The following is a 6000-nucleotide window of genomic DNA, read 5'->3' as shown; positions in this document are numbered from 1 at the left end:
TGCCCGGCAAGCCGGGCAAATTTTTACCGCGTCGCAGTTACAGGTTGTAGCCGCGTTCGTTGTGTTGAGCCAGGTCGAGGCCGACCGACTCTTCTTCTTCGTTGACCCGCAGGCCCATCACCACATCCAGCACCTTGAGGATCACGTAGGTGACGATGGCGGTGTAGACCACGGTGAAGATCACGCCCTTGGCCTGGATCCAGACCTGCATGCCGATGTCGGTGACAGTACCGAAGCCGCCCAGCGCCGGGGCTGCGAACACGCCGGTGAGAATGGCACCGATGATGCCGCCGATACCGTGCACGCCGAAGGCGTCCAGCGAGTCGTCATAACCCAGCTTGCGCTTGAGGGTAGTCGCGCAGAAGTAGCAGATCACACCCGAAGCCAGGCCGATCACCAGGGCGCCCATCGGGCCCACGGTGCCTGCAGCCGGGGTGATGGCGACCAGGCCGGCAACCACACCCGAGGCAATGCCCAGGGCACTTGGCTTACCGTGGCCGATCCACTCGGCGAACATCCAGCCCAGTGCAGCAGCGGCAGTGGCGATCTGGGTGACCAGCATGGCCATGCCGGCGGTGCCGTTGGCGGCAGCAGCGGAGCCTGCGTTGAAGCCGAACCAGCCGATCCACAGCATGGCAGCGCCCATCAGGGTGTAACCCAGGTTGTGCGGGGCCATCGGGGTGGTCGGGTAGCCCTTGCGCTTACCCAGCACCAGGCAGCAGACCAGGCCTGCGATACCGGCGTTGATGTGCACCACGGTGCCGCCCGCGAAGTCCAGTACGCCCCAGTCCCACATCAGTGCACCGTCACCACTCCACACCATGTGCGCGATCGGCGCGTACACCAGGGTGAACCAGATGCCCATGAACACCAGCATCGCGGAGAACTTCATGCGCTCGGCGAAGGCACCCACGATCAGCGCCGGGGTGATGATGGCGAAGGTCATCTGGAAGGTGATGAACACCGCCTCAGGGAACAGCGCGGTGGCCGACGTCAGGTTCTCGGGCGTGACGCCACTGAGGAAGGCCTTGGAGAAGCCGCCGACGAAGGAGTTGAAGTTGAGCACGCCCTTTTCCATACCGGTGGTATCGAAGGCCATGCTGTAGCCGTAGACGACCCAGAGAATGCTCATCAGGCCGGTGATTGCGAAGCACTGCATCATCACCGACAGCACGTTCTTGGAACGCACCATACCGCCATAGAACAGGGCCAGGCCCGGAATGGTCATGAACAGCACCAGCGCCGTTGCGGTCAGCATCCAGGCGGTGTCGCCGGAGTTCAGCGCTGGGGCAGCTTCCTCTGCCAGGGCAAGCCCGGGCATTACGAGGGACAATAGGGCTCCTAGCCCTGCGATCTTACGCAGAGTCATGTTGTTTTCTCCTGGGGCTTTGGGTTTGGTGAGGCTTTGTTGCTGCTTAGATCGCGTCGGTATCGGTTTCGCCGGTACGGATACGGATCGCCTGCTCCAGATTCACCACGAAAATCTTGCCGTCACCAATCTTGCCGGTGTTGGCTGCCTTGGTGATGGCTTCGATTACCCGATCAAGGTCCTTGTCATCGATGGCGACATCGATCTTCACCTTGGGCAGGAAATCGACCACATATTCAGCACCGCGATACAGCTCGGTGTGGCCCTTCTGGCGACCGAAACCTTTGACTTCGGTGACGGTGATGCCCTGCACGCCGATTTCCGACAGCGACTCGCGCACGTCGTCCAGCTTGAACGGCTTGATGATGGCTGTGACTAGCTTCATGAAACTCTCTCCCGATTTGGTGGACTTGCCCCAGGAAAACAAACCCGTCTCAAGTCTAAGCGCAGCGGTTGGCTTTGTAACGCGTCGTCGGCATCCGGCTCCGCGTGCGCACTGCCTGGTCACAAGGAACTGCATCAGTGCATGGCTCGTACAGGTCTTTGCAGAAACCTTGCCAGTTCCGGCAAAGCACCGAAAAACAGTGAGTTATGCAAATCAGTCGGGATTGGCCAGTCGCCAGCATGGAAAACATGCACATTTTCGGTGCGCGCCAGCAGGGCGCGCTGCGCGAAAAACGTGCAGGCGTGTGGCCCAAGCCGCGTAATGGCCCGTGCTACACTGCCGGCCATTCTCAGTTTCAGTGGACAGCCCCATGCTCGCGCCAAAAGCCCTTCTCGATGCCCTGAGCGACCAGGCCTCCCGCCTGTTCAGCGGCGATACCGCCCAGCCCCGCGCAGAGCTGGAAAGCCAGTTCAAGGTGCTGATGCAAGGTGCCTTCAGCAAGCTGGACTTGGTCAGCCGCGATGAATTCGACAGCCAGATGGTTGTGCTGGCGCGCACCCGCGCACGCCTCGAGGCCCTGGAAAAACAAGTAGCCGAGCTGGAAGCACGGCTGAACCCGACCCCACAGGATGAGTGAATGCAGCCCTCCAGCGCCCACCCGGTATTGCTGTTTTCCTACGGCACCTTGCAGGACAAGGCCGTGCAACTGGCCAACTTCGGCCGTGAGCTGAACGGCCAGGCCGACCGCATGCCGGGCTACCGCCAGGACTGGGTCGAGATCACCGACCCGGCCGTACTGGCGGCCAGCGGCAAGTCCCATCACCCCATCGTGTCACCCAGCAGCCAGGCCGATGACAGCGTGGCCGGCATGGTCTTCCAGATCAGCGAGGAAGAGCTGGCGGCGGCAGACCGCTATGAAGTCGCCGACTACAAGCGTGTCGCCGTCACCCTTGCCTCGGGCCTGACTGCCTGGGTTTATGTGCGCGCCTGAATCAGGCCGAGGCCCGTAGTCGAGGTAGCCGGGACGCCGCTTGTTTCGGCGGTAGCTCACTGGCATGCAGGGTGCCGCGAAACAGGGCCGCACCGCACTGAGTGAACAGGGTTTTCACCCTGTTGTGTGAGTTGAGTATCTCGGCCTGGATATCCTCGATGACCGAGTCCCCTGGCTGCAAAGCGGCCGCACGGTTGGCCCATTCGATGGCGGCAAAACGGCTCTGCTTGCGGGTGCCGCGCCCCTGCATCCAGGCCAACCCCAGTTCGGCGCTGGCACGCCCGGCAATCCACGGGTCCGGGTGCTCGACCAGGCTCGACAGGTAGGCGACCGCTTCGGCCCGTTCCTGTGTTTCGCCAAACTGGCGCAACAGAATCCCCAGGTGCAAGCGCGCGCGTGCATTGGTTTGTGCATTGCCCAGCGCGTCGACCAGCAGGAGCCTGACGGCCAGCATGGCACCGCGCTCGTTGAGGTCCTCATCACCCTCCATGCGCAAGCAGGCCAGGTTGTACTTGGCTTGCCGGCTGCCTGTTTCCACCGCACGCAGCAGCCAGTGCTCTGCCGCCTCGTCATCCTGATAGTGCGCCGGGGTGTTGCCAAGGCCGCCGCTGTGCAGCTCGTACAGTCCCAGGGCAGCCCCCGGCAGGTTCAGCTCGGCACAGCGCTCATACAGGTAACAGGCCAGCTCATGCCGGTTGGCTGCCCACAGCAGCCGCGCCGCCCCAAGCACCTCGAGGCCCGATACCTGGCCCGCGCGCTGGAGTTTCACCGCCACCTGCGACCATACCCTTGCCTGCTCGGCCGAGCGCAGCATCCCCCAGAGGCCGAAACGATGCCCGACAGCACGCAGTGCACAGGCGCCAGCATGCGAGCGACCTTCGCACAGGCGCTCGATGGCTGTGCGCAACAGCTGTTGTTCATCTGCCACGCCATCGCGCAGTATCAGCTCGACCAGACAGCGAAACGGAACGCCCATGGCGCGGATTGCGCCGTGATCGGCGTTGCACGCAAAGCTCGCGGTAAAGTCGCGCATACCACCGACAGGGTCCTGCAAGGCACTGCTGCGCAGCGCGGCTCGCCAAGCCAGCACGACAGCGCGCTCCCTGGGCCTTAGCAGGCGTTGCAACCAGGCGTCGAACAGCTGCTGCCAATCCGCGACGGCCTGCACCTGGTCGCCATGGGGCAGTTTCAGCCGGTCTTCGACGGCCATCCAGCGCAACGCATTACGCAACGCTTCGTCCCACGCCTCGCACAAGGGTCCATTGGCCAATAGCTCCAGCGCATCGAAGCTGGCGCCCCAACGGGGCAGCAAGTATTCGGCGAGGGCCTGGATCGCTTCGAAGCAACCCGGGCGGGCGACCAGCGCATGGCGCAGCCAGTAATAGCGGGGGGCGTCGTTCTCGTGATCGACCCGCCTGCTCAGGCATGCCGGCAATGCCCGTGGCAATTCGGCCAGGGGCAGCAGCCCATGCTTCACCAGCAATGGGGCCGCAGCCTCCTGCACTTCCACATCGGTATGGGCACTGGGCCTGTAGCGGGCGGGCTGCCCCTGGAACAGCTCGACCAACCAGCCGGGCTCGCGCAATTGCGCACTGATGCGCAGCATACCAATGGCCGCTGCCACAGGCTGGGCAGAACGGTCCATGGCGCGGAGCAAGTGCGCCGTCGCGCGTTCACAAATCTGCTCCACGGCCAGCACGCGCGCCGCGTTGCTTTGGCCGCCGCCCTGCACCTGACAGGCGCGGTGGAAGCAATGCAGGCCCATTACCACCTGCGGGTGGTAGGCCTTGGGGCAGGCATCGATCCAGGCTTTGAGCACCTGGCTCAGCGCCCTGTCGCCTTGGCTACCCTGGTCGACCAGCATGTGCCCCTCGAGGGCCGCCATGTAGGCGGGAAACTCGCCGGGCGGGGCTTGGTGCCATTGCGCCTCTAGGCTGTCGAAAAAGCGGGTGAGTTCTATGAATGAATTGGCCTGCACCAGTTCGCGGATAACCTGGCGCGTGCGGGCGAGCGTTTGCACGGCGCAATACCTCAAGTCCATTTGAAAGAAGCCGCAGTACCATCCCATGGCAACGGCAGTTGCCCAACAACACTAAGTCATAGCAGGCGCCTGCGCAAAGGCAATTGGATCCATTCTTGCCAATCTGCCTGAAAATACAGGGAAAGTCCCTGCCCTGAAAAACCATGACGCACACTTCTTGCGCCACCCAGGCACGGCGCTGGCTATCCTTGCCCCAGCCGCAGGAAGCGGCCCTTTCCAGCGACAACGGAGCGTCCATGTCCCTAGCCCTCGTCCATAGCCGCGCCCAGGTGGGTGTGCAGGCACCGGCAGTCAGCGTCGAAACCCACCTGGCCAATGGCTTGCCCCATCTCACCCTGGTCGGCTTGCCGGAAACCACCGTCAAGGAAAGCAAGGACCGGGTGCGCAGCGCCATCGTCAACTCCGGGCTGAACTACCCGCAGCGGCGCATTACCCAGAACCTCGCCCCTGCCGACCTGCCCAAGGATGGCGGGCGTTACGACCTGGCCATTGCCTTGGGCATCCTGGCTGCCGACGGCCAGGTGCCGGTTGCCACCCTCGCCGAGGTCGAATGCCTGGGCGAACTGGCGCTGTCAGGCAAACTGCGCCCGGTGCAGGGCGTGCTACCCGCTGCACTGGCAGCGCGAGAGGCAGGCCGGGCGCTGGTGGTACCACGGGAAAATGCCGAGGAAGCCAGCCTGGCGGGTGGATTGGTGGTGTATGCAGTGGGGCACCTGCTGGAGCTGGTCGCCCACCTGAATGGCCAGGTGCCACTGCCACCGTACGCTGCCAATGGCCTGATCCTGCATCAACGCCCCTACCCGGACCTGAGCGAAGTGCAGGGCCAACTGGCAGCCAAACGGGCTTTGCTACTGGCAGCGGCCGGGGCACATAACCTGTTGTTCACAGGCCCCCCAGGCACCGGCAAGACCTTGCTCGCCAGCCGCCTGCCCGGGCTGCTGCCGCCGCTGGACGAGCACGAGGCGCTGGAAGTAGCGGCCATTCAGTCGGTCAGCGGGCATGCACCGCTGAACAGCTGGCCACAACGGCCTTTTCGCCATCCTCACCATTCCGCCTCCGGCCCGGCACTGGTCGGAGGCAGCTGTAGGTTCTCGAAATAGCTGCGAAAAAATCGAAATAAATGCGACTCGCTCGCGAGCTGCTGAAATCTAGCCGGGATGGCCCAACCAGGACCTGGTACCTATACTTAAGTGGTCAGAGGTGCAGAACAGACG

General features: G+C 63.5%; 5 protein-coding genes and 1 pseudogene. 3 read left to right on the top strand and 3 right to left on the bottom strand.

The annotated features are described in order from the left end of the window. Positions 1–37: 37 nt before the first annotated feature. On the bottom strand, positions 38–1369 hold the full coding sequence (locus tag PM2_RS15830; RefSeq protein ID WP_016712640.1) for an ammonium transporter: 1332 nt from the start codon (positions 1367–1369) through the stop codon (positions 38–40). Positions 1370–1415: 46 nt separating this feature from the next. Beyond that, positions 1416–1754 carry a P-II family nitrogen regulator gene (gene glnK, locus PM2_RS15825; RefSeq protein WP_002555808.1) on the bottom strand — a complete coding sequence of 113 codons (339 nt, stop codon included), beginning with the start codon at positions 1752–1754 and terminating at the stop codon, positions 1416–1418. Positions 1755–2124: 370 nt separating this feature from the next. Between glnK and PM2_RS15820 the strand changes: the two genes are divergently transcribed. Together PM2_RS15820 and PM2_RS15815 are read left to right on the top strand one after the other, a co-directional pair. Continuing rightward, positions 2125–2391 (top strand): accessory factor UbiK family protein, encoded by a 267-nt coding sequence (locus PM2_RS15820; RefSeq protein WP_026020301.1) that lies wholly within the window; start codon positions 2125–2127, stop codon positions 2389–2391. After that, complete coding sequence (locus PM2_RS15815; RefSeq protein WP_016712642.1) at positions 2392–2745, top strand: gamma-glutamylcyclotransferase family protein; 354 nt, start codon at positions 2392–2394, stop codon at positions 2743–2745. A gap of 1 nt (position 2746) precedes the next feature. Here PM2_RS15815 and PM2_RS15810 read toward each other — a convergent pair whose 3' ends face one another. Beyond that, positions 2747–4765: a DUF4034 domain-containing protein gene (locus tag PM2_RS15810; protein WP_028699229.1), complete on the bottom strand. Its 2019-nt coding sequence runs from the start codon at positions 4763–4765 to the stop codon at positions 2747–2749. Between the two features lie 257 nt (positions 4766–5022). On the opposite strand from PM2_RS15810, the pseudogene PM2_RS15805 reads away from it, so the two are divergent. Further along, positions 5023–5874 (top strand): annotated as a pseudogene (locus tag PM2_RS15805) (magnesium chelatase domain-containing protein); the annotation flags it as partial. Positions 5875–6000: the final 126 nt, after the last annotated feature.

Source organism: Pseudomonas monteilii NBRC 103158 = DSM 14164 (assembly GCF_000730605.1).
GTDB classification, from domain to species: domain Bacteria; phylum Pseudomonadota; class Gammaproteobacteria; order Pseudomonadales; family Pseudomonadaceae; genus Aquipseudomonas; species Aquipseudomonas monteilii.
The sequence above is the reverse complement of the archived record's forward strand: the minus strand, read 5'-3'. Positions and strand labels throughout refer to the sequence as shown.